The sequence below is a fragment of the Bacillus sp. MMSF_3328 genome (genome assembly GCF_030733525.1).
Lineage (GTDB): Bacteria > Bacillota > Bacilli > Bacillales > Cytobacillaceae > Bacillus_AB > Bacillus_AB infantis.
Map to the genome: position 1 here is coordinate 1 of NZ_JASHIV010000008.1, position 23533 is coordinate 23533.

17 protein-coding genes and 1 riboswitch are annotated in these 23533 nt (G+C 44.3%); of the genes, 15 read left to right on the forward strand and 2 right to left on the reverse strand.

Going from position 1 to position 23533, the window contains the following annotated elements:
• The first annotated feature begins 94 nt into the window (after positions 1 to 94).
• From RBB45_RS14450 to RBB45_RS14490, 9 genes are all read left to right on the forward strand, one after another.
• A complete protein-coding gene (locus tag RBB45_RS14450) occupies positions 95 to 1369 on the forward strand; it encodes an extracellular solute-binding protein (protein WP_306009782.1) in 1275 nt (424 codons plus the stop codon).
• Positions 1370 to 1433: 64 nt separating this feature from the next.
• A complete protein-coding gene (locus RBB45_RS14455; protein ID WP_224949245.1) occupies positions 1434 to 2309 on the forward strand; it encodes a carbohydrate ABC transporter permease in 876 nt (291 codons plus the stop codon).
• Between the two features lie 15 nt (positions 2310 to 2324).
• On the forward strand, positions 2325 to 3200 hold the full coding sequence (locus RBB45_RS14460) for a carbohydrate ABC transporter permease (RefSeq protein ID WP_148974217.1): 876 nt from the start codon (positions 2325 to 2327) through the stop codon (positions 3198 to 3200).
• A 31-nt stretch (positions 3201 to 3231) separates the two neighbouring features.
• Positions 3232 to 4992 (forward strand): sensor histidine kinase, encoded by a 1761-nt coding sequence (locus RBB45_RS14465; RefSeq protein ID WP_306009783.1) that lies wholly within the window; start codon positions 3232 to 3234, stop codon positions 4990 to 4992.
• 1 nt (position 4993) lies between these two features.
• Positions 4994 to 6529 (forward strand): response regulator transcription factor, encoded by a 1536-nt coding sequence (locus RBB45_RS14470; RefSeq protein WP_306009784.1) that lies wholly within the window; start codon positions 4994 to 4996, stop codon positions 6527 to 6529.
• Between the two features lie 23 nt (positions 6530 to 6552).
• Positions 6553 to 7992, forward strand: a complete 1440-nt coding sequence (locus RBB45_RS14475) for a glycoside hydrolase family 1 protein (RefSeq protein ID WP_009792818.1) — start codon at positions 6553 to 6555, stop codon at positions 7990 to 7992.
• 99 nt (positions 7993 to 8091) lie between these two features.
• On the forward strand, positions 8092 to 8967 hold the full coding sequence (locus tag RBB45_RS14480; RefSeq protein ID WP_306009785.1) for an ROK family protein: 876 nt from the start codon (positions 8092 to 8094) through the stop codon (positions 8965 to 8967).
• A 323-nt stretch (positions 8968 to 9290) separates the two neighbouring features.
• Positions 9291 to 9611 (forward strand): PadR family transcriptional regulator, encoded by a 321-nt coding sequence (locus tag RBB45_RS14485; RefSeq protein ID WP_224949271.1) that lies wholly within the window; start codon positions 9291 to 9293, stop codon positions 9609 to 9611.
• On the forward strand, positions 9604 to 10791 hold the full coding sequence (locus RBB45_RS14490) for a DUF2812 domain-containing protein (RefSeq protein WP_306009786.1): 1188 nt from the start codon (positions 9604 to 9606) through the stop codon (positions 10789 to 10791). Before RBB45_RS14485 ends, RBB45_RS14490 begins: the two co-directional genes overlap by 8 nt.
• A gap of 124 nt (positions 10792 to 10915) precedes the next feature.
• On the opposite strand, the gene RBB45_RS14495 is transcribed toward RBB45_RS14490, so the two are convergent.
• Positions 10916 to 11812, reverse strand: coding sequence for a GAF domain-containing protein (locus RBB45_RS14495; protein ID WP_224949275.1), 897 nt, complete (start codon positions 11810 to 11812; stop codon positions 10916 to 10918).
• Positions 11813 to 12211: 399 nt separating this feature from the next.
• A riboswitch (cyclic di-GMP riboswitch) is annotated at positions 12212 to 12297 on the forward strand.
• A 67-nt stretch (positions 12298 to 12364) separates the two neighbouring features.
• On the opposite strand from RBB45_RS14495, the gene RBB45_RS14500 reads away from it, so the two are divergent.
• Both RBB45_RS14500 and RBB45_RS14505 read left to right on the forward strand, forming a co-directional pair.
• Positions 12365 to 14767 carry a hypothetical protein gene (locus RBB45_RS14500; RefSeq protein WP_306009787.1) on the forward strand — a complete coding sequence of 801 codons (2403 nt, stop codon included), beginning with the start codon at positions 12365 to 12367 and terminating at the stop codon, positions 14765 to 14767.
• Positions 14730 to 15056 carry a hypothetical protein gene (locus tag RBB45_RS14505; protein WP_224949279.1) on the forward strand — a complete coding sequence of 109 codons (327 nt, stop codon included), beginning with the start codon at positions 14730 to 14732 and terminating at the stop codon, positions 15054 to 15056. The genes RBB45_RS14500 and RBB45_RS14505 overlap by 38 nt, the downstream gene beginning before the upstream one ends.
• Positions 15057 to 15163: 107 nt before the next feature.
• Here the strand turns inward: RBB45_RS14505 and RBB45_RS14510 are convergent, their stop codons facing one another.
• Entirely contained in the window at positions 15164 to 16297 is a 1134-nt protein-coding gene (locus RBB45_RS14510) for a PDDEXK family nuclease (RefSeq protein ID WP_306009788.1), read from the reverse strand.
• 296 nt (positions 16298 to 16593) lie between these two features.
• Between RBB45_RS14510 and manA the strand changes: the two genes are divergently transcribed.
• The 4 genes from manA (at position 16594) to RBB45_RS14530 (ending at position 23490) form a co-directional block, all read left to right on the forward strand.
• Positions 16594 to 17541 carry a mannose-6-phosphate isomerase, class I gene (manA, locus tag RBB45_RS14515; protein WP_224949289.1) on the forward strand — a complete coding sequence of 316 codons (948 nt, stop codon included), beginning with the start codon at positions 16594 to 16596 and terminating at the stop codon, positions 17539 to 17541.
• A 248-nt stretch (positions 17542 to 17789) separates the two neighbouring features.
• Entirely contained in the window at positions 17790 to 19712 is a 1923-nt protein-coding gene (locus RBB45_RS14520; protein WP_306009789.1) for a BglG family transcription antiterminator, read from the forward strand.
• A gap of 149 nt (positions 19713 to 19861) precedes the next feature.
• On the forward strand, positions 19862 to 21802 hold the full coding sequence (locus tag RBB45_RS14525) for a PTS fructose transporter subunit IIABC (protein ID WP_306009790.1): 1941 nt from the start codon (positions 19862 to 19864) through the stop codon (positions 21800 to 21802).
• Between the two features lie 278 nt (positions 21803 to 22080).
• The gene (locus RBB45_RS14530; RefSeq protein WP_306009791.1) at positions 22081 to 23490 is read left to right on the forward strand and encodes a glycoside hydrolase family 1 protein; all 1410 of its coding nucleotides are present in this window, start codon (positions 22081 to 22083) and stop codon (positions 23488 to 23490) included.
• The last annotated feature ends 43 nt before the right edge of the window (positions 23491 to 23533 follow it).

Here is a 23533-nt window from a genome sequence, read left to right on the forward strand (position 1 = left end):
ATATTTTTATAGAATTACCGGATATTTTTTAAAAATGTAAGCAGTTACAATTATAAATGTAACTGCTTACATTCTTTTAAGGGAGGAAAGATAGATGAAGAAGATGGGACTTATTCTTTCTGGTTTAGTGGTTGCTGCAGGGCTGGTTGGCTGCAGCGGGGGAGATGAAAAAGCGGGTTCGAATGTCGATGCTGTTGAATTGACGTTATGGAATGACTGGACAGAGGATCGCCCGGAAAACGCAGCATATAAAAATATGGTAGAGAAATTCAATGAAGAGCATGATGATATTGAAGTCGTGATTGAGGCGATTCCGCATGATCAGTATGAAACCAAATTAAGGACACAGGCTGCAGGCAACCAATTGCCGGATATGTTCCGTGTATGGCCTGGTGCCCGAATTGCTCCGCTGGTTGAAGGAAATGCGCTTCTTTCGCTGAACGAGATTGTTGATAACTGGGAAGGTACGATTCCTGAGGGTATCATGAAGGATTATGCCGTTGATGGGGAGCACTATGCGATTCCTGGAAACATCAGTGAAACGAGCTTGATTTACTATAACAAAGAGCTTGTGTCACAGGCGGGCTTCGAGGAGTTCCCAAAAACGTATGAAGAGCTGAAATCATTGATTGAAGCATTGAACGGTGAAGATATTACACCGATCGCCCTTGGCAATAAAGGGATCTGGCCGCTGCAGTCAGTATACATTTCAACGATTGCGGACCGCTTCACTGGGAGTGACTTCTTGCCGAATGTGCTGAATGGTGATGGTTCTTTTGAAGATGAGCAATTTATCAAAAGTTTAGAAGTTATTGATGAGTTAACCAAGATGAATGCCTTTAATGCAGACATGAATACATTGGATGAAGCTCAGGCCCGCAACAACTTTATCTCCGGAAAGACTGCGATGCACTTTGCTGGATCTTGGGCAATCGGGCCGATTTTAGACAGTGCGGAAAATGTGGATAACATTGGTGTCGCTCCTTTCCCTACCTTTGAGGGAGCAGAAGGGGATCAGGAGAAGATAGCTGGTGTAGCTGGAGGCGGAATTGCCTTGAACAGTAAATTAAGCGGCGAAGAAAAGGAAGCTGCTTTTGAATTCCTGAAGTTCTTCTATAGTGAAGATATGTATCAGCAATTGCTTGAAGCGAATATCGTTGTTCCTGCCGATCTGGAAATGGGTGACGATATCCCTGAAATCTTCCAAACTGCCAACAAGCTGGCACAGGGCGGATTGTCACCGGTTTATGATGCGACATTAACACCGGAATTGACGGATATGATCAACAATGGCCTGCAATCTATCACTCTGGGAGAGAAGACTCCTGAAGAGCTTGCTGCAGAGATGCAAAAAGAGGCAGAAAAATAATTATATAACCTGGGGCAGGCTGTTAATTTGATTAGCAGCCTGTCAACATCAAGGGGTGAGATTCATGCAACCTACAAAAGGTACGAAAATAGCGATTGCGGCCGGTTTGGCGCCGGCATTGCTCATTTACTTAGTCTTTGCGATTCTGCCGATCCTGCAGTCCTTTTACTATTCCCTGATGGAGTGGAACGGGTTCTCGGCCATGAAGTTTGTCGGTCTTGATAATTTTGTTCAGTTATTCCAGGATTCCCTTTTCTGGAATTCAGTTAAAAATAATATTTACGTCGTTTTGGCTTCTGTATTTGGGCAGGTTCCCATTGCCTTATTTATTGCTTTGCTGTTAAACCGGAAAATCAAGGGCTTGAAAATTTTCCGTACGATCGGTTTTCTTCCCGTCGTTTTGTCAACGGTTGTCATCTCTTTAACCTGGAGCCTTATTTTTAACTCTGAACAGGGATTGATCAATGAATTGTTTCGGGCAGTCGGGCTGGACTTCATGGCACAAAATTGGCTGGGTGATACCAAATTTTCCATGATAGCTGTTTTGGTGGTCGTTATCTGGCAGTTCGTCGGCCTGTATCTGATCATTTTCCTTGCTGCCTTGCAGAATGTACCGCAGGAAGTGCTGGAGGCAGCGAAAATCGATGGTGCTTCTGAATGGACAACAACCTGGAAAATTACGATTCCGATGATTTGGGATACGATCATTGTAGCGGTCATTCTTGCCATCTCCGGAAGTTTGAAAACATTTGATCTGATTTATGTCATGACACATGGCGGTCCGGCGCATTCAACGGATGTTATGGCACTGTATATGTTCAATGAAACGTTCAGCAAGCTTCAGTATGGATACGGCAGTGCAGTTTCCGTCGTTATATTCTTCTTCAGCCTCATTTTGATTTACACGGTGACAAAACTTCTTGGACGTAAGATGATATAAGGGAGGGTACACATTATGCAGCCGGTTATGTCTAAACCGCCGACGATAGATGCTGAACCAAAGCGGAAGAAGCTGAAGTGGAAAAGGCCGATTATATACGCTGTTCTCATCATCTTCGCCATTGTCAATGCCTATCCAATCATTTGGATGGCCATTAATTCATTCAAATCAGAAAAAGAATTTGCGACCAATCAATTCGGTCTCCCAAGCACATTTGTTTTTGAAAATTACCTCAGCGCATGGGAAACCGCCAATCTGGGGACCTTATTCACCAATAGTTTATTTGTTACAATAACGGCGACACTATTAACGGTCCTGATAGGTGCAATCGCCTCTTATTTTCTATCAAGATTCAATTTTAAGCTGAATAAAGCGGCCTATGTCTTCTTTATATTCGGAATGCTGATTCCGATTCATGCGACACTTGTGCCGATGTTCATATTAATGAGAAATTTAGGGCTTTTGAATATGCCGATTACACTGATTTTCCCGTATATCGCCTTTCATCTGCCGATTACGATTTTTATTTTGACAAGCTTTATGAAGGCTTTTCCAAAGGATATTGAGGAATCAGCCATTATGGATGGCTGCGGGATTTTCCGTATTTTCTGGTCGATTATCCTGCCGATGTCGCGCCCGGCCCTGGCAACGGTCGTCATCCTGAATTTCATTTATAATTGGAATGAATTCTCATTCGCCCTCGTTTTAATCAATGACCCGGCATTGCAGACACTTCCACTGGGTCTGGCAAGCTTTGCGGGACAATTTACGACGAATTACGGCGCACAAATGGCTGGATTGACCATGTCCATGATTCCGATTCTCGCTTTCTATCTATTGCTAGAAAAAGAAATTGTCAATGGAATGACAGCAGGTGCCGTAAAAGGCTAAGAACTAAAGCAGCAAGGCAAAGGTGATCAATATGCCCCGTAACTGGAATTTAAAAAGAAAATTTGTAACCGTGTTCTTCATTTTGATCTCTTTGCCAACCATATTTTTAGGCGTCCTGATTTATTATCAGGCAACCGATGCTTTTAAAAAACAAGCGGAGGAGAATATTCTTTCGCGGTTCGAGAAAAACCAGGAAACACTAAATTCGATTATTCGGGACGTTGAAAGCATGTCCTCTTATATGATTTATGATCAGGATTTCCGGAGCTTTTTTAAGCTGCCAAAGTATAGAGTCCAGGAAATCAGACTGGCAGAGGAAGAAATTCGGGGCTATTTTACTTTTCAGCTGATGAGCTATGACTATATTGATTCGATTGAACTGACCAGCCGTGGTGACCGCAGCTTTCAGACGGGAAACCCGGTCAGCGGTGTTCAAGAAGAACCGTTCGCCGAAAAAGCGATTGATGCCAATGGCTCTCCAAGCTGGAGCGGTTCTTATGAAGTGGAAAGTGACTGGGGCGGCAAGCATTCAGTGGTTCTGATGACCAGGGTGATCAATGATTTGCGGAATATATCTGAACCGATTGGTTTGGCTAAGATCCGTCTGGATACGAAGAAGGTATTTCGAAGGGTAGAAGTAGATCCTTCTCAGCAAGGGGACTATTTTATCTTATCAAATCAAGGGGATGTAATCCTTCACAAGGATCCTTCCATTGTCGGTAAGAGGTTTCCGGACAGGGAGCTATTGGATGCCATCCTGAAAAGCGATGAGCATACAGTCCGTTATAAGAAAGATGGAAACGTATTCCTGATTGTAAAAAGGGAAGTTAAGAATACAAATTGGCTGTCGGTGGCGATGGTGAACCAGGATATCGTGGTCGGTAACCTGTACAATGTCAGGAATCTTATTCTTTTCATGATTCTATTACTTGCATTGCTCGGCGGGATTGCGTTTATCGGCTTCTATTTAAGGCTGGTAAAACCAATTGTGGAGCTGACGGGCCAAACGGAACAATTAGAAAAAGGGAATTTCAGCGCGAAGGTAAAGGTTGGGTCTCAGGATGAAATCGGAATATTGGGGATGAGATTCAATCAGATGGTATCAAAGATTCAAAAGTATATCGACATAGAGTACCGTCTAAAGATCAAACAAAAAGAATCGGAGCTTAAGGCCCTGCAGAATCAAATCGATCCTCATTTTTTATATAACACTCTGGATTTGATCCGCTGGACTGCAAGGATGGAAAAGGCATATGAAACAGGCGGGCTAATCGAGAAACTATCGAGAATTTTCCGCATGAATCTGAATATGGGCAAGATGTGGGTCTCTGTTGAAAAAGAAATGATATACCTGCAAAACTATCTGGAGCTGCAGCGAAGCAGGATGGGAGAGCATCGTCTGCAATTTGCAATCTACTATGATTATGAAATCAAAGATGCGTATCTCATGAAACAAATTCTGCAGCCGATTGTGGAGAATAGCATCGCGCATGGGTTCAGGAATCTGCCCCGGAAAGGCAAGATCACGATCCGCTGCTACAGGCGGGAGCAAGAGGTTTGGATTGATGTGATTGATAACGGATGGGGATTTCCGGAGCAGGAGGAAGCTGCGGAAAACAATCAAACCGGCTATGCCTTAAATAATCTTAAAGAAAGGATTGAGATCGCTTTTGGCGGAAGCTTCGGGATTGAACAAGAAGCCAGCCGTGAAGGCGCCTGGATTCGAGTGAAACTGCCAGTCTTGTGCGAAAGCGACATAGAAGCAATCTCTGATAAGTCGGGTGAAGAATAAAATGACCTTCAAAATGCTGATTGTAGATGATGAACCTATGATTTGCCGGGGGCTGGCGTATACCATTCCTTGGGAAGAACATCAGATTGAAGTCGCCGGCCTTGCGCATGATGGCGAGGATGCGATGAACAAGGTAAAAGAACTGAATGGCGTCGATATCGTGATCACCGATATCCGAATGCCGAATAAAGATGGGCTGGACCTGGCTGCTTTTCTAAAGGAGAAATATCCGCAAACCAAGATCATCATGATCAGCGGCTATGATGAGTTTAAATATGCGCAAAAAGCGATCCAGTTAGGTGTGGAGGATTATCTGCTCAAGCCGGTAAACATTGATGAATTGCTTGAGGTTGCCCAAAAGATAACCAAAGAAATCCATCAAAGGCAAGCTGAACGCAGACAGCATGAACAAATCAGGCTCCGGAATCTCATTTACCATCATGTGTTTGATTACCCTACTGATCAGATAGCAGGGAATGACCTGCTTGAAACCACTCTATGCTTTGCTTTTATCAGCATGAAAAAACAGGATGCGATCACCGGGGCAGCACATCCTGAAGAAGAAAAGGCACAGAAAGCTCGTTGGAAAAAATCTATCGATGATGCTTTTGCAGAAATTGATGTTAGAAGTGTTTCAATCTTTATGAGTGAAAATCTGCTGCTGACTTGTCTTGTGGAGCAATCTGACAGCCTGGCAAAGGACCGGATCGGAAAGCTGGTATGTGAAGATTCCTGGGTCTTCCTGCTAAGTGACCATGCTGTTCCGCTGGGCAGCCTTTCTCAGGCAATCGGGCCGCTGCGGGAGGGAGTCCGGCATCTTCCTATAAACAGTGAAAAGATTTTCTTTTGTTCCGAATTGGAAAAAGCAGAAAGCCGCAGCACTCCATATCCCGAACAAATGGAAGAGAAGTTGATTCAAGCGATTTTAAGAGTTGACCAAAATCAGATTGAAGAACATGTCCATCTCTTAGTGAACTATCTAAAATCTAATCAGTTTTTATTGGAAGAATCGATTTCAATCTGCAGGAGAATGAGCCGAGGGCTGAGGAGCAGGCTGAAGAGTTTAGGGCAAAAAGATTCCTTCCATTTTCCATCGGTGTTTGAACAGGGAGCAGAGCTGCTCATTGCAGAATCTTATGCTGTGTTCGGCGGGTGGCTGCTCCAGGATATTGAAAGGGCGATCCATGTGTTCAATCTGAAAGCAGCTGATAACAAAGATTGGCTGATTGAAAGGGCCCTGGAATACATAAGGACCTATTATAAGTCAGAAATAAAAGCCCAGGAAGTTGCTGATGTGGTCAATATCACGCCCAATTATTTCAGCTCTTTATTCAAACAGAAAACAGGCAAGTCCTTTAATGAGTATGTCAACCATATGCGTGTGGAAGAAGCAAAAACCCTGCTGGAGGAAACACCTTTTAAAATCAATGAAATTGCTGAACAGGCAGGGTTTCATGAGTATAAGTATTTTGTAGAAGTGTTCCGCAAATTTTCAGGCATGACGCCGACGCAGTACCGAAAGTTAAGATCCACCTAATATATTATAAGGAGGAAATGAGAATGGAAAAAATCAATGTGAGTATACCGAAGGATTTCATCATCGGAGCGGCAGTGTCCGCATGGCAGACAGAAGGTTGGTCAGGCAAAAAGGATTCACAGGATTCATATATGGACCTTTGGTATAAAAATAATAAAAATGTCTGGCACAATGGCTACGGCCCTGCTGTAGCGACTGACTTCAGGAACCGCTATAAAGAAGATATTGCGGCCATGAAGGAAATCGGGCTGACCCATTTCCGTACATCTATCAACTGGTCCCGCTTTTTAACAGATTATGAGAATGCGATAGTTGACGAAGAGTATGCAGATTATATCGGTGATGTGATCGATGAGCTGCAGGCAAACGGTGTAGAGCCGATGATCTGTCTGGAGCATTATGAAGTACCGGGCCAATTGTTTGAAAAATATGATGGCTGGGGCTCGAAGCATGTGGTGGAGCTGTTTGTTTCATATGCAGATAAAGTGTTTGACCGCTATGGGGACCGTGTAAAGCACTGGTTTGTCTTCAATGAGCCGGTTGTTCCGCAGACCAGGATGTACCTGGATGCGATTCGCTGGCCATTTGAACAGAATACGAAAAAATGGATGCAATGGAACTATAATAAAGGGCTTGCAACAGCCAGAATCGTTCAATTGTTTAAGGAAAAGGGCCTGAAAGAGAAGGCAGGGGCTAAGATTGGGACCATCCTCAATCCCGAAGTCACGTATGCCAGATCATCTGCGCCGCATGATCAGGAAGCAGCGAAAATGTACGATCTCTTTTTCAACCGTGTGTTCCTGGATCCGGCGATTAAAGGGGTATACCCAGAGGAGCTGCTGGAGTTAAATCAGAAGCATGGGATTGCGTTTGACCATACAGAGGAAGAGCTGCAGACAATCAAGGAAAATACTGTCGATTATGTCGGCTTGAACCTATATTTCCCGCATCGTGTGCAGGCAAGGACTTCTGCCTGGAATGAGCGTATGCCGTTCCATCCGGCCTATTATTACGAGAAGTTCGACCTTCCCGGGAAAAAGATGAACCCGTACCGCGGGTGGGAAATTTACCCGAAGATCATGTTTGATATGGCCGTGAGAATGAAGGAAGAGTACGGAAACATTGAATGGTTCATTGCTGAAAACGGCATGGGCGTCGAAAATGAGCAGCGCTTTAAAAATGAAGAAGGCATAATCCAGGATGATTACCGCATCGAATTTATATCAGAACATTTGAAGTGGCTGCTGAAGGCTGTGGACGAAGGGGCGAATTGCAAAGGCTATATGCTATGGGCGCTTTCCGATTGCGTGTCGCCGATGAACGCCTTCAAGAACCGCTATGGACTGGTGGAAATCAATCTGGAAGACAATCTAAAGCGAAGCCTGAAAAAATCGGCTTACTGGTATAAGCAGATCATTGAAACAAGAGAATTTGAAGCCCATAACGATGAGCTGAATAAATAGTTGTTTCAGGGTGATGTTTCACTGCTTTCCAAGCCGGTGAAACATCACTTTTTTTACCAGTTTGCCTGAAAGTCATATTATTCGGATGGACGTGATGAAATGGAGAAGTATTTAGCTTTTGACCTTGGCGGCACATATATGAAATACGGCATTGTCACAGAGCAGGCGGAAATCCTGGAAACCAGCAAGATCAAGACACCGAAAACCCTGGATGGGTTATTGGAAGCTATGGCAGAAATCAGTGAAGCCCATCCGGAATGTGAAGGAATTGCCGTATGCAGCCCTGGTGCTGTTTCTGATGAGGGAATCATATATGGCTCCAGTGCGATTCCGTTTATCCATGGCCCGAATATGAAAAGCCAGATCAGCGAGAGAACAGGAAAGCAGGTATTCCTTGGCAATGATGCCAATTGCGCCGGCTATGCGGAAATATGGAAAGGGGCAGCCAAGGGCAGGAAGGATGTCCTTGTGATGGTAATCGGCACCGGGATCGGCGGCTCTGTGTTCAAGGATGGAAATCTGCACAAGGGAGCTAATCTGCACGGCGGAGAATTCGGCTATATGTTTTTAACAACAGATATTAAAGGCGACAATGATGTCTGGAGCCGGATAGCGTCCACAAAGGCCCTGGTCAAAAAGGTAGCTGCCCTCAAACAAGTGGATCCGGACACATTGTCCGGAGAGGAAATTTTTCAGCTGGCAGAGAACGGAGATAGCATTTGTATAAAAGCACTGGACGAATTCTACCACTACCTGGCAGTCGGCATCTACAATCTTCAGTATATCTATGACCCGGAGATCATCCTCATCGGCGGGGGCATTAGTGCCAGAAAAGACCTTATCGACAATATCAATCTAAAACTTGATTCCATTCTTGCTAAGGTTGGCCTTGCGAAAATCAAACCTAATATAGAGGCCTGCACATTTAGGCAGCATGCTAATTTGCTGGGGGCTGTTTATGGGTATAGAAGGTGACAGGCACCACCCGAATAATCTTGTTTCACAGGATTGTTTCACACTCTATTGAAGCGGTGACAGGCACCTCCCGAAATTTCTTGTTTCACACAATTGTTTCACACACCAAGCGGAGGAAACAGATATAGCTTCGAACTGGAATATGACTTGAAAAGCACTGCCAGGTAAAATACCGGCAGTGCTTTTTTATATATTTTCCTATTATAACCTCCAAACCTATTTACAGGAAACTTCCAATCTTATATTATTATGTCACACGATATATCGCATGACATAATATCGAGTAACATAATAACTCCAACAATGAAAGAAGGTAACCGCCAATGGCGTACACTGGAGGCCCAATGACCGAAGCCATGTACTACGTACTCCTTGCACTCATGCGTCCCAATCATGGCTACCAGCTGATGCATGCCATCACTGAAGTTTCACACGGCCGGGTGAATATGGGACCGGGAACACTTTACGGAGTGCTTTCAAGGATGCAAAAGGACGGACTCATTTCCCTGGCTGAAAACGATGGCAGAAGGAAGACCTATAAAATTACAACTGATGGGGAACAGGCCCTGCGTGTGGAGTATGGCCGATTAAAAGCCCTGATTGAAGACAGCAGGATTTTAGAGGAGGGTGAGGGGAATGGGTAAAATTGTACGCAAACTCCGGCCCAATGACTATTGGCGGATAGGGGAGCATGAAAGCTGGTTCACAGATATGGCAGCAGAAGGGCTTTACCTTAAAAAGATGGGGCTCCGATTTGCTAAGTTTGCAAAAGGTGAACCGAAGAAAATGAGATACAGAATTGATGTATCGTTCAGTAAGAAAATCACCAGTGAACAAATCGACATGTATGCTGAAAGCGGCTGGGATTATGTCACAAGCTACAGTTATTTTCATGTCTTTTCCTCACCGGCGGAGCTTCATGCACCTGAGCTCCATACAGATCCAGCCGAGCAGTCCTACACATTAAAGGCACTGGATGAAAAGTATGCTCAAACTGCCTGGACCGTCACGATCATGATACTGCTGACGTTTGGGATGCTGGCTTCTATATGGTTCCTTGACGGAACACCAACTTTGATGATGGTGGAGGGCAATGTGCTTACTCAAACAATTTTAACTATCATCCTCGGATATTCGGCCTACAATTCTCTCCAGGCGGCGATTTCTATTCGGTCGCTGCGGAAAAAACTGGCCGAAGGAAAACCGATTGACCACCATGCTCCGTGGAAGAAGCGCTTCCGCCGGAATTCGGCGATTTCCTTGCTTTTTATATTAACAGCCGGTTCCACTGCTGCTATGTCATTCGCACAGCTTTCTATGATGGATACTAAAACATTGCCTGAAGGAAACATAGACCTGCCGATTGTGAGATTGGCAGATATAGAACAGAACCCGGACTTGATCCGGGCAGAGCCCTCATATGTAGATGACGATGTGGATTGGGGCAACCGCATTTCCTATGACTGGAGTCCATTGGCACCCGTGCAATATGAAACAGATGAAAACGGAGAAGTCATTGGAGAGAAGTGGTATGATGGCAGCGGCAGATATTCACCTTCTATTCAAACACAGGTCTATCAGCTCAGCATAGCTGGTCTCGCGGATAATCTACTTTCTGATTTAGTGAAAAGATACAGGTATGAAGATAGCGTGGAGGAGTTCGTGCAAAAAAAGAATCCTGCTTTGGAAGAATTGATTGTTTATGAGGAAGAGGGTATTAAAAAGGTGTTTGCTTCTAAGGGGAAAACCGTGATATATGTTTGGTACCATGGGAAAGCGGATGTAGATTCGGTGATAGAGGCTGTTGTAGAAAATATTAGGTGACAGGCACCTCCCGAAAAATCTTGTTTCACACCTATGTTTCATTGATGCTGGAGCTGGAGAGGAACAGCTTTACTCTCCCTCTCCGGCTTCCAAAACATTTAATCAATCGTTTGATTAACAAATTTCACCTGAAAAGAGAGCGGGACGATGAGCCTTTCCCGCCGTTTTTGCCTTCTTCTCTGCTCAGTGTAAACCCAATCGTCTTCAAAGCACTTTCCAGGCTGGCCTCGGTTTTTACTGATTTTAAATCTGTATTTGTGCTGATTGCGTTTAATGCCAAGTCCGGCCGGATACCGGTAAGTATTGGGGTTACTCCAATAAGGCTCAGCATATTGGCAACTTTTAATAGGGAAGAGCTTACCATATCGTTGATTTGGAGTATCCCTGACAGATCAATGATTAGATACTCAAGTGACAGGCTCTCGCTTCTGGTGAGGGCCAATTCTATGATGGTCTCCAGCCGGAATTCGTTGATATTGCCGATGATTGGAAGGATGGCAACTCCTGTAGTGATTGGTACGAGCGGTGCTGACAGGGTTTGAATCTGCCTGTTCGCATCATCCAGCTCCAGCACATAGGAGAGCAGCGAGCTCATGGTCTCAAATAGCTCCACATGTTCCTCGGTGAGTTCAAAAGTTTCCGTATCAAGCCCGCAGATGGTTCCGTAATTTCTTCCATCTTCATAAAAAATAGGAAGGCCTACAAAGCTGCCGCTTCCTAAATTCCGGGTCACATTAAGTGCGTTTGATAAATCGCTTTTTGTAATATCTGGAATGAACAGGACCTTTTCGCCATAATCCACACTCAGCTTGCAAAAAGTCTCTTCAAAAGGAAGAGTATCTCCTTCCTTCAGCAAAGTATCCCCATGATTAACAACCTTAACAATCTCATTTGTCCTTTGATCATTTTTAGCAATGAAAAGTGTATTTATATTTAAAATCCTGCTCATCATTCTTAGAATGCTGTCCGCTGCTTCGTCAAAATTCATAAACTTGCTGTAGGTAAAAGCATTTGAATTCATATGTATTCGTACCCCTCAATTCTAAAATAAGCCTTAACTCAGTTTTTACCACTGAATGGGATTGTTAAACATAGGAGGTGACAGGCACCACCCGAATATTCTTGTTTCACAGGATTGTTTCACGAAGTTGGGGGCCAAATTTTATCTGAAAAAGAAAAAGATGACTCAATGACTGGATAGCTATTGAATCAGCTTTTTTGTTTTAGAAGCAAGACGGTCTGTCTCATGTTCTCGGTAAGCTGGCGGTTGGGAAGGCGAGTTTTCCAGCAGTACTTTTAAGTTCGCTGTTGAGATAGTAGTTACGAACTGATTGAACGCTAGATGTGTGGTTCATAAAATTAATATTCCTATTCTTGACTACTAGTAGTATTATAATATTAGGTAAATATTACTAGTGGATTAAATACTAGGCAAACTGCTTGAAAAGGCAGGACGCAAAACTAAAGGGGCTAATTCTTTTTTTGAAATGCCAGCCAGTTGCATCTAATTCTAGATCAATGACGCCCTTTTATTTGGGCGTTATTTTTATACATAGGAGAAAAGAGGATCATTATGATAGTTGCTGCTATACGCAATAAGTTTAATAATGGAGAGGTTTCAGTATACAGTTCTGGGGATGTCTTTGATTTTCCAGGTAAGTCGATAGTGGGAACGAAGAGCTTTAGCATTACAAATGAGGGAAGGGTTTTCGGCCATGACACCGGCGGACTATTCGGTGAGGAGCAGGTCAAAGATTATTCGGGAAGCATTCAGGTCACTTTTAATCTATATAATGTGACCCTGTCGAATGCATCAAGCGGGTCCCTTACTTTTACTGTAAGCCTGTCTATTAAGGAGTTTATTGACCTTTATGCAAGAATTCCTCACCATAAGCTGTCATTTCATCATGAGGGGCAGATTCCTTTCATTTATGAATCTGAAGGGGAATCATTTCTGGATAAGCTTGAGGTGAAAAATAATCGGCTGAGTTTTACCAAGGATAGCCTGGCTGATGTTCGGTTCTATCGGATTAAGAGCGTAAAAGAAGAAAAGAATTTCCTTGAATTAAGCGGGTCCTTCTTTGTACAAGGAAAGCATATAAACAGCTTAAAATTATATGTGTTTGATGATAGCGCCAAAAGGGAGATGATTGCTAAGATAAGGAATCATCCGACTATTTTTACTATTAGTGGAGATAATTCATGTATCTTTGATACGGCCCTTACTGCTGTTATAGAGGGTGAATTTTATAAAGAAAAAGATATCATTGTCTGCTTTGATTCAGATTATATCTACTTTATTGATGAAAAAGAAAATAGATGCTTATTTAAGCTCCTGCGGTCTCAAACCAATGCTTATTATAATACCATCTACGACAAAATAGCATTTGAGTCTGATAATCAGATTTTGCAAATTAATGCTTACGAAAACCATTTGAAAGCATATCTAAAGAAAGACTTTATTTCAGATTCAAGGATTCTTAGCTGTAAATTCGGTAAGCTTAATGGAGTTTTTGCGGGAGAGACCTGGAAGCAGGAAGAAATCGGCATGGTGTCTGATGGGGGAATGCTCCGCTTTTTCACTGCTGGCCAACCAAGGCTCCTTGACCCGATAAGATTCAGTGAAGCAGAGGTTCAATTTGATCATGATAGGATGTTCATCATCCAAAATAATCAGATCGCTTTAGTAAAAGCTTACAGCGTGTTTGACCTCCCTGCAGATAAGGGAAACAGCAGCCGGACCATGATTGGCTATACTGCGGGGGATGAACCATTCTTTATCCATCAGAATGAAGAAAAGATTGTGCTGTCACAGAGTCCGTCGGCAATCCTTCATCAATTTTACAACGAAGAAATAGTGGATATATCAGTCAAGCAGTACGGCACAAATGATTCTGTCTTTTCTGAGATAGAAATATCTACAAAAGGTGAAAGAACAACTATCCATATTCCGAGTGTAGTAATAAAAGACTTAATTTATAAAGCTTACTATTATTCTAAAAATAAGTCTCTGGACATTGTATCAGCAGACCAATTATTCCTGAGCTACAGCCGTCAGGTCAACGATTATTTATTATATCAATACTTCGGCCAGATTTTTGCCATGTATGAGGAAATTAGACGGATCCAGCGCGAGGAAGCTAATAGTGAGGTTAAGAACAGAAATATTATTAATACTTTATTTTATGCCATTCAAGCTTTAAAGAAGCACTTTGATGCCGTTTCTATCTATTATCCTGCGGCCCTTGACAGGGAACTGCAAGGTATCACAAACGAGCCATCTGCCTCCAATCATCATGCCAGCAGAAATCTTCAGCGCAGCTTGATGGGGATCACCAGCCAGATCAATCGTTCCTTGAATGAAATAGAAGGCTCGATCTCTGCTGTTTCTTTTGTCCTGATCAATCGGGAAGAATATACGCAATTAATCAATGAGAGAACAAACAGGGATCTTAAATTTTCAGGCGGCATGGCAGTTGCAGGTATAGCAGCTACCGCTGTTTTTGCGCCTCTTGCTCCTGTCCTTATGCTCGGAGGCATCATGTCAGGAATCAACACTTATTTTCGCCATGAAGATGCAGTTAAGCAAGAGGAATATAAGAAACAAAATGAAGAATACAGATTAGACTTTTTTGTCGGGAAAGCATTGGACTCTCTTGACCACCTGATTCAAACACTTCTACCTTATTATATTTCGGAAACCAATAACTCTATATATCAAGCCTTTAATCTATTGAGCGAAGAGATGAAGGGATATATAGATAGACCGGAAGTAAAGGGGAAACTATTCAATAAGATCGCGCAATACTACACATTCAAGCAATTGCCTGTAGATGAAACGGTTGTGGTAAAGAAGGGTGAGCTGATTGAGCTGACGCACAGCTCAGTTAATCGCAGTGAACTATATATCGAGCAATTTCAAAAGGAGGTAACAGGAAATGTTCCAAAATCCCTTGAGACAGCAGCAATCAAATGACCCGTTCGATAACATGGGAAAAGTGGAGGAAAAGCAGCTAAGCGGGGGAGCTGAAGATAATCCATTTTTGAACCAGCAGAACCTCTATGATGTGAATGATATTACGGCTGATATACACCATGTTAATCCACACTATGTTCAGGATCATACAAGAAGTAATGGTACCCATGTCGAAGGATATTGGAGAGACGGGGACGGCGATACCCGCCATGACCTGACAGTGGATGAAGGCGGTGGCTATGATCGAACCAATCCTGATGATGACTTGAGTAATAACCTGGGGTTTTGAAATACTGGTGACAGGCACCACCCGAATAATCTTGTTTCATAATTTGTTCCACGAAGAGGTGAAGTCTAAGAGACTTCACCTTTTACCGTCATTGAAATATACTATTGTTAATCTGATGTACGTACTTCATCAATAAACCATTTATAAGTGTCAAAAAAGCCGAGCAGCTTTGAAGGGTCGTTTAAAGCGCTAATTGAAATTTTTGGCAGCCTGGTTATACTGTCATCTGGAATCTGCTGGGTGCTATCCAGGATTCCATTCATTTTAGTTAGAAGCTCTAATCTTTTAGCTTCGTTTTCGAAGACAGGTCTGCTCGTCAAATGCTTGAAATACAGTTCTATCTGGCCGCTGGTCCTTACAGAAAAAAGGTGGAACTTGATATCATTTACAATAATAGTGGGCACAAAAGATCCTTCTACTTTGCCCGCGCCCCACCAAATATAGGACATATTTTGTTTTGACCACTCTAGGATTTCTTTTGTGATGTTAACATCTTCCGGGCTGGTTCTTTGCAGTTCCTCAAAGAATAAATCTTCATCCCAAGGAGTGCCTCTGGTGCCAGTTCTCTTTTTCTGAACCGCTTCAGAGGTTTGCCCAATCAGCCTTGGTACTAGCGATTTAAGGTTATTTCCGATAAATTGTTTTACTTCTATGGCAAGGAGTTCGGCGGGATTCATTTGTTCGTTAAGGAATTCTACTATTCGTTTCATTTCGGTTGGGATATCATCAGCTAAGATTACCAGCCTGATCTTTCCTGTTTGAATATTGGATTCAACCGCCATCCAATATTCTTCATACTTTAGGTCTCCTGTTAAGCTGTAAATCTCTTGTTCAAAGTCCATTCCGTTATCTATGCAATGTTTTTCAAATCGCTCGCGTATCCCCTCGATGCTCCAATACATTGTTGCATTTGCAGCGTATTCTAATAACTGGCCAATGACTTCCCGCCTTATTCTTGTATCTGAGCTTCTTTTGACTTCCACGAGTGTCGGGATACCATCCTGATCTAAGAACAAGTGATCGACAGACCAGCGGCCCAACGAATCAGCTTGAGAAGCTATTGGCATCTCCCTGGAAATTAGGACCCACCTTCGTGGATTTTCTTTATTCATCTGATCGCCTGCCAACAAATTAGGATACTTTGCTACCAGCGTTTGCAGCAGATCTTCAGAGTTATATGGCTGTTCATTCATTTCTATTAATTCTCCATCATCCTGTAAAAGATAAATACCGCCTGGCAAATGAAACCCTCCTATTAGATTTTCTTCCTTGATTTTATACCGATATGGTAAAAATTGTACATATAATTAGCTGTTTCCTATTCATTGGGGAGAGGTTCAGGTCACTATTCAAGCTATTCGTTAGAAAGGTGACAGGCACCACCCGAATAATCTTGTTTCACAGAAACGTTCCACGAAATGAGTATATGGGACATCCTTCATCCCGCATTCGCCTTTCCCTCCCGCTTGTGAACATCCCCATTTCAAGTTACAATCGAACAGGAATCTACTACCATTTACATAGGAGGCTTTACATCATGAAGGAACCTTTATTTTTAGAGCCTGTTTTTCAGGAGCGCATATGGGGCGGGACGGCGTTGAGGGATGTTTTTGATTACTCCATTCCTTCTGACCATACAGGAGAATGCTGGGCAATTTCCGGCCATCCGAACGGGCAGAGCACAGTAAAGAATGGGGAGTATGCCGGCAGGACGATCGGGGAGCTGTGGGAAAACAACCGCGAGCTGTTCGGAAACTACTCTTCGCCGGTTTTTCCTTTGCTGACAAAAATCCTTGATGCGAATGCTGATTTATCGGTTCAGGTCCATCCGAATGATTCTTATGCGAAAGAGCATGAGAATGGCGAATTGGGCAAGACGGAGTGCTGGTACATCATTGACTGTGATGAGGATGCCGAGCTGATTTTCGGCCATACGGCCCAGACAAAGGAAGAGTTTGTAGAGCGTGTTGAAAAGGGCGAGTGGAATGAGCTTCTGCGCCGTGTGTCTGTAAAGCCGGGCGACTTTTTCTATGTACCGAGCGGGACTATCCATGCGCTTTGCAAAGGCACGCTGATTCTTGAGACGCAGCAGAGCTCTGACACAACCTACCGTGTGTACGACTATGACCGGAAGGACGCTGAAGGAAATACACGTGAGCTGCATATTGATAAGTCAATTGCGGTCACTGCTATCCCGCATCAGTCCACACGTGTTGAGCCGTCTGTGAAAAAGCAGGGAGGTGCCGAGGTCACGAAGTTCGTTGAAGCAGAGTACTTTACGGTCTACAAATGGAACCTCAATGGCAAGGCGAGCTTTGCACAGGACAAACCATTCCTTTTGGGCAGTGTGCTGAACGGCAGCGGCGTCCTGAAGGCAGATGGAAAAGAATATGCTTTTACCAGAGGAGACCATTTCATTCTCCCTTCCGACTTCGGAGAATACGAAGTCGAAGGCCAGGCCGAACTTATTGTGTCCCATGTATGAGCCAGAGGGACAGATCCCTTGAAGCAAACTATGCTCAGCCCCTAAGCCCCTATCCTGATAGGGGCTTTTTCGCCCGGAAGAGCCAGGGGGACAGGTCCCATGGCCCAAATCGTGTCTTACATCCAGCCCAATCTTATAGAGGTTTTTTTTCGCTCAAAAACTAAGACATCCTTCACACTCATAAAGTCTTGATTCCCCGGCCCAGTGAGGCTACACTTTTAATTATTCAATAGTTGGCAGGTGGCAGCATGACAAATAGACAAAAGGAGCTTCTGAGGATATTGCTTCTTCATGAGGAAGGGGCTCTGCAGATAAAGGATTTGTCCGGGCAGCTTGGCTGTGTGGAGAAGACGGTCAGGAATGATTTGGACCGGATCGAGGATTACCTCGGTCAGTATGAAGGAACAAACCTCATCCGCAAGCCGGGAGTTGGCATCTTCATTGAGATTGATGAGGCCGCACGTTCAGAAATACTGCAGAGCCTTTTCTCGGATGATTCAAAAACAATGGAAGAGCGATTGTTTGAGATGGCTTTTCAGCTTCTGACAAGCGGGAATGCCATTACTTTAAAATATTGGGCAGAACGGTATTTTGTCCCTAACGCTTCCCTCAAGAAGGACCTTGAAGTTATTGCCCAGTGGCTCGAGCGGTTTGACTTATTGCTTGTTTCCAGGCAGCGGCTTGGACATCTTGTTGAAGGGACGGAACTCAATAAGCGGAATGCTCTGGCTCATCTGTCCGGGCTAATTCCTTCAGGCGGCATTGGCAAAAATCCAGTTTTGGACCTTTTCCAGCCGTATGAAATTGACATTGTCCGCAAAGCGCTTAAAGAGATACAGACACATGAGTCCATCAGGTTTACCGATGAGGCACTCGACAGCCTTGTCGTCCATGCGCTTATTATGATCAAAAGAACCAGGCAGAGGGCACCGGTTTTCGTTGAGCCTGCTGAAATAGAAAAAATTTCCGTGCGGAAAGAATATGAGTATGCCTCTGCTTTTTTCACCAGGCTGGCAGATTCTTTCCAGTTATCCTTCCCGGAAGCAGAAATTGTGTATTATACCTGGCATTTTATCAGCGCCAAACGTTCAGAAGAGGCTGAATCTGTGCTGATCCAGGATGAGAAGGCAGAGCATGTTGTTCAGCTGCTCATCGAAAGAATGGAAAAGCTGACACTGTTTCCGTTTGGAAATGACCATATCCTTGCTAACGGCCTTGCTGTTCATATGCACTCGGTCATCAGCCGTATCCATTACGGTTTTCCAATCACCAACCCGCTTCTCGCCAATATTAAAAGAATGTATCCTTATATGTTCAGCATGGTCATCCTGGCGCTCGACGATATCAAGGAACGATTCCATATTAGCATCCCTGAGGATGAAGCAGCCTATATCGTCCTTCATTTTCAGGCTTCGATTGAAAGGCTTGAAGGAAAAAGAAATATTGAAAAGAAGCGGGCCATCATTGTCTGCCATATGGGCATCGGTATGTCGCACCTGCTTGAAGCAAAGATTGAGCAGCAGTATGCTGCCATTGAGATTGCCGCTTGCATCGGTAAGGCTGAAGTGGCAGAAGCGCTGGAAGAACATAAGCCTGATTTTATCATTTCAACCGTCTCCCTTGAAAAAGCAGGGACTGGCTATATCCAGATTTCTCCCCTATTTGGGCAGGAGGATAAGGAGAGGCTGAGCCAATTTGTGGACAATCTTCATACCGGCAAGACCGAAAGCCGGGAAGAGTCTTTTGCTGATCTTATGGAAGAGGATCTGATTTTTCTCCATGTAAAAAAAGAGCATCGGTATGAGGTTGTTGAAATGCTGGCAATGGCCCTCTATCAAAAAGGCTATGCTGCAAAAGAGTTCATTCACAGCACGGTGAACCGTGAAAGGAACTCGGCCACTGCCATTGGCGGGGGTATCAGCATCCCGCATGGAGATCCATCCATGATCAGCAGGACAGCGATCGCAGCGGCAATACTGGATAAGCCGCTCGAGTGGGGCTCCGAAAAGGTTTCACTCGTATTTCTGCTTGCCGTTGCAAAAGAAAATCAGCGTGACATCCGGAGGATCATCGGGAAGATCGCTTCATTGAGCGAGTCGCCTGCTGCTGTCCATGAACTGGTGTCAGCCGGAAATGCGGCAGAATTTTTAAAAATGCTTAAACAACAATAAAAAGCAGCGGAGCGAAAGCCCGCTGCTTTTTTTAATAATTCCTTTTTACCGGAGTCTCCGGTAAAAATCCGAAAAATATAGGCATGAGGGAGGGTTTATTATAATGGTAAGCGATTACAACAGATTTTTTTAACCAGGAGGTTTTAGATATGGCGAAGATATTGGCTGTCACAGCTTGCCCGGTCGGCATTGCCCATACGTATATGGCTGCCGAGAACCTGCAAAAGGCAGGCGATGTGCTCGGCGTTGAAATGAAAGTAGAGACGCAAGGTTCTATCGGTGTAGAAAACGCTTTAACTGAACAGGATATTGCCGAAGCAGACGGCATCATCATTGCAGCAGACAAGGAGGTTCCTAAAGACCGTTTTGCTGGAAAAAGAGTGATTGTCACCGGCGTTCAGGATGGTATCCGCAAGCCGGAGGAGCTGATCAAAAGGATTCAGAATGGAGACGCCCCAATTTATAAGCCGGAACTGGCCAAAAATGAAGGCGCTGCCAAGAAACAGAAGGAAAACCCTATTTATAAGCATCTGATGAGCGGTGTTTCTTATATGGTGCCATTCATCGTTGTCGGAGGGCTTCTGATTGCCCTAGCGCTCACACTTGGCGGGGAACAGACACCTGGAGGAATCGTCATTCCGGAGGATTCCATCTGGAAGCAGGTTGAAAGCCTTGGTGCAACAGCCTTTATGTTCATGGTTCCTATTCTTGCCGGGTTCATTGCTGTCAGCATTGCCGACCGTCCGGGGCTTGTGCCGGGTATGATCGGCGGTTATATTGCTGCGAACGGAAGCTTTTATGGAAGTGAAGCAGGAGCAGGATTCATCGGCGGAATCATTGCCGGGTTCCTGGCAGGATATGTGGCTCTGGCTATTAAGAAGCTCAAGGTGCCTAAAGCCGTACAGCCTGTTATGCCCATCATTTTTATCCCGATTCTCTCGTCTGTCATTGTTGGTTTATTGTTCATCTATGTTATTGGTGCTCCAGTTGCACAAGTATTCGAAAGCTTAACCGATCTCCTCAGCAGCATGCAGGGAGGAAGCTCAATTGTATTGGCACTTATCCTTGGCGCTATGATTGCGGTCGACATGGGCGGTCCCTTCAACAAAGTGGCCTTCCTGTTCGGCTCTGCCATGATTGCGGAAGGAAACTATGAAATCATGGGCCCGATTGCGGTGGCCATCTGTATCCCGCCAATCGGGCTCGGCCTGGCAACTTTTGTTAACAAGCGAAAGTTTACGCAAACTGAAAGGGAAGCAGGAAAAGCCTCCTTTACGATGGGTCTTTTTGGAATCACAGAGGGTGCGATTCCATTTGCAGCGCAGGATCCGCTGCGCGTTATTCCCAGCATTGTCACTGGTTCCATGGTTGGGTCGGTTATCGCCATGATCTCCCAGGTTGGAGACCGCGTAGCGCACGGCGGACCGATTGTAGCTGTCCTTGGAGCCGTCGACAATGTCCTGATGTTCTTTGTTGCTGCTATTGCTGGTGCTGTCGTGACTGCCCTGATGGTTACTGCACTGAAGAAGAATGTTGAAGATGCCCCTGTCCCAGCTCTTGCCGGCGCAGAAGGCAGCGCAGTTCCTGAAGAATCTGTACAAGCTGCAGTAGAAAAGCAGGAAAATGCAGAAATCCGGAAACTGACTGACATTACTAGCGTTGAACTGATTGACATCAGCCTAGAAGGTGAAGCGCGTGATGATGTCATTGATGAACTGATTGAACGCTTTGATGCAGCAGGTGTACTAAGCTCGAAAGAAGCGTACAAGCAAGCAATCCTTAACCGTGAGTCACAGAGTTCTACTGGATTGGGGATGAATATTGCCATTCCGCACGGAAAATCAAACGCAGTCAAACGCCCCGCCGTTGCTTTTGGCATCAAGCGGGAAGGTGTGGACTGGTCCAGCCTTGACGGCACAGATGCCAAGCTGATCTTCATGATTGCCGTGCCCGAACAGGCAGCCGGCGATGCCCATCTGAAAATCCTGCAGATGCTGTCGCGCAAACTGATGGATGATGAATTCCGCGAACAGCTGCTAAAAGCTGAGTCTAAAGAGCAGGCGTATCAGCTGCTTGAAGAAATTCAATAAGAGATTAGACCGTCCGGTTCCAGGACGGTCTTTTTTTAATATTTATACTTTTGATTTAAATGTCTAGACAAATAACTATTATTTTTATAAAATTATGTAAATTAGTTAGAAAGCTGACTGTAAAAAATAGAGAGTCTGACATCATAAAAAAATCACTTCGGGGATTTCCATTTGAGTTAATAACCGATAGGGCAGAGTGACGGAAAAAGCAAAACATCCTTTGCTGGGCCGGGACTTCTGCCCTTGTATCTTTTACAAACACAAAAGGAGAGAATCATATGTCTAATCATAGCGAGAATGAAATTCAATATCCATTTCCGGAAGGATTCTGGTGGGGCTCTTCTGCTTCCGCGACCCAGACAGAGGGTGCGGCTGATGTTGATGGCAAAGGGAAAAACATCTGGGACCACTGGTATGAAACAGAGCCAAACCGTTTCTTTAATGGTGTAGGGCCAGAGAAAACATCCCAATTCTATTATAAATATAAAGAAGATATCAGGCTGATGAAGGAAATCGGCCACAATTCTTTCCGCCTGTCCATCTCATGGTCAAGGCTGATCCCGGAAGGAAAAGGTGAGGTGAATGATAAGGCTGTTGAATTTTACAATCATGTCATCAATGAATTGATTGATAATGATATAGAGCCTTTTGTGAATCTGTTCCACTTTGATATGCCGATGGAGCTGCAGAAGATCGGCGGCTGGGCAAATCGTGAAGTGGTCGATGCTTATGAGGAATATGCAAAAATCTGCTTTGAGCTGTTCGGGGACCGTGTGAAAAAATGGTTTACCCACAATGAACCGATCGTACCGGTTGAAGGCGGCTACCTCTATGATTTCCACTATCCAAACGAAGTCAATTTCGGCAAAGCTGTCCAGGTGGGATACCATACCATTCTATCAAGCGCCAAGGCAATCAAGGCTTATAAAGAACAAAAACAGGATGGGAAGATCGGCATCATCCTGAATTTGACGCCATCATATCCGCGAAGCCAGCATCCGGCTGATTTGAAAGCAGCTGTTTTCGCTGATGCATTCTTTAACCGTTCTTTCCTTGATCCTTCTGTTAAGGGTGAATTCCCGCTGGACCTTGTTCAGCTGCTGAAGGAGGAAGGATACCTTCCAGCTGTGGAAGAAGGCGATCTGGAACTAATCAAGAATAATACTGTTGATATCCTGGGCGTGAACTACTATCAGCCGCGCCGCGCAAAAGCAAAAGAAAATCTGCCAAATCCGGAAGCTCCATTTATGCCAGAACGCTTCTTTGATAATTACGTCATGCCAGGCCGCAAAATGAACCCTCACCGCGGCTGGGAAATCTATGAAAAAGGTGTCTATGATATCCTCGTCAACTTGAAGGAGAACTATGGAAACATTGAATGCTTCATTTCCGAGAACGGGATGGGCGTTGAAGGAGAAGAAAAATTCCGGGACGAAAAAGGCATCATCCAGGATGATTACCGGATAGAATTTATCAAAGGACATCTAGAATGGATCCATAAAGCCATTCAGGAAGGCTCCAATGTAAGGGGCTATCATTTATGGACGTTCATGGACAACTGGTCATGGTCTAATGCCTATAAAAACCGTTACGGCTTTGTGTCCGTCAACCTTGACAAAGATGGCGAGCGGACAATTAAGCAGAGCGGCAAGTGGTTTAAGGCTGTGTCTGAAAAAAACGGATTCTAATTCCCACATAAAAAGATGGTCGCTATGACCATCTTTTTTAGAT

Coding starts and splice junctions, on each gene's coding strand:
- manA (WP_224949289.1), top strand. CDS start 16,594: ATGAAGGAACCTTTATTTTTAGAGCCTGTTTTTCAGGAGCGCATATGG.
- RBB45_RS14455 (WP_224949245.1), top strand. CDS start 1,434: ATGCAACCTACAAAAGGTACGAAAATAGCGATTGCGGCCGGTTTGGCG.
- RBB45_RS14495 (WP_224949275.1), bottom strand. CDS start 11,812: ATGAATTCAAATGCTTTTACCTACAGCAAGTTTATGAATTTTGACGAA.
- RBB45_RS14505 (WP_224949279.1), top strand. CDS start 14,730: ATGTTCCAAAATCCCTTGAGACAGCAGCAATCAAATGACCCGTTCGAT.
- RBB45_RS14450 (WP_306009782.1), top strand. CDS start 95: ATGAAGAAGATGGGACTTATTCTTTCTGGTTTAGTGGTTGCTGCAGGG.
- RBB45_RS14490 (WP_306009786.1), top strand. CDS start 9,604: ATGGGTAAAATTGTACGCAAACTCCGGCCCAATGACTATTGGCGGATA.
- RBB45_RS14520 (WP_306009789.1), top strand. CDS start 17,790: ATGACAAATAGACAAAAGGAGCTTCTGAGGATATTGCTTCTTCATGAG.
- RBB45_RS14460 (WP_148974217.1), top strand. CDS start 2,325: ATGCAGCCGGTTATGTCTAAACCGCCGACGATAGATGCTGAACCAAAG.
- RBB45_RS14470 (WP_306009784.1), top strand. CDS start 4,994: ATGACCTTCAAAATGCTGATTGTAGATGATGAACCTATGATTTGCCGG.
- RBB45_RS14475 (WP_009792818.1), top strand. CDS start 6,553: ATGGAAAAAATCAATGTGAGTATACCGAAGGATTTCATCATCGGAGCG.
- RBB45_RS14485 (WP_224949271.1), top strand. CDS start 9,291: ATGGCGTACACTGGAGGCCCAATGACCGAAGCCATGTACTACGTACTC.
- RBB45_RS14480 (WP_306009785.1), top strand. CDS start 8,092: ATGGAGAAGTATTTAGCTTTTGACCTTGGCGGCACATATATGAAATAC.
- RBB45_RS14465 (WP_306009783.1), top strand. CDS start 3,232: ATGCCCCGTAACTGGAATTTAAAAAGAAAATTTGTAACCGTGTTCTTC.
- RBB45_RS14500 (WP_306009787.1), top strand. CDS start 12,365: ATGATAGTTGCTGCTATACGCAATAAGTTTAATAATGGAGAGGTTTCA.
- RBB45_RS14525 (WP_306009790.1), top strand. CDS start 19,862: ATGGCGAAGATATTGGCTGTCACAGCTTGCCCGGTCGGCATTGCCCAT.
- RBB45_RS14530 (WP_306009791.1), top strand. CDS start 22,081: ATGTCTAATCATAGCGAGAATGAAATTCAATATCCATTTCCGGAAGGA.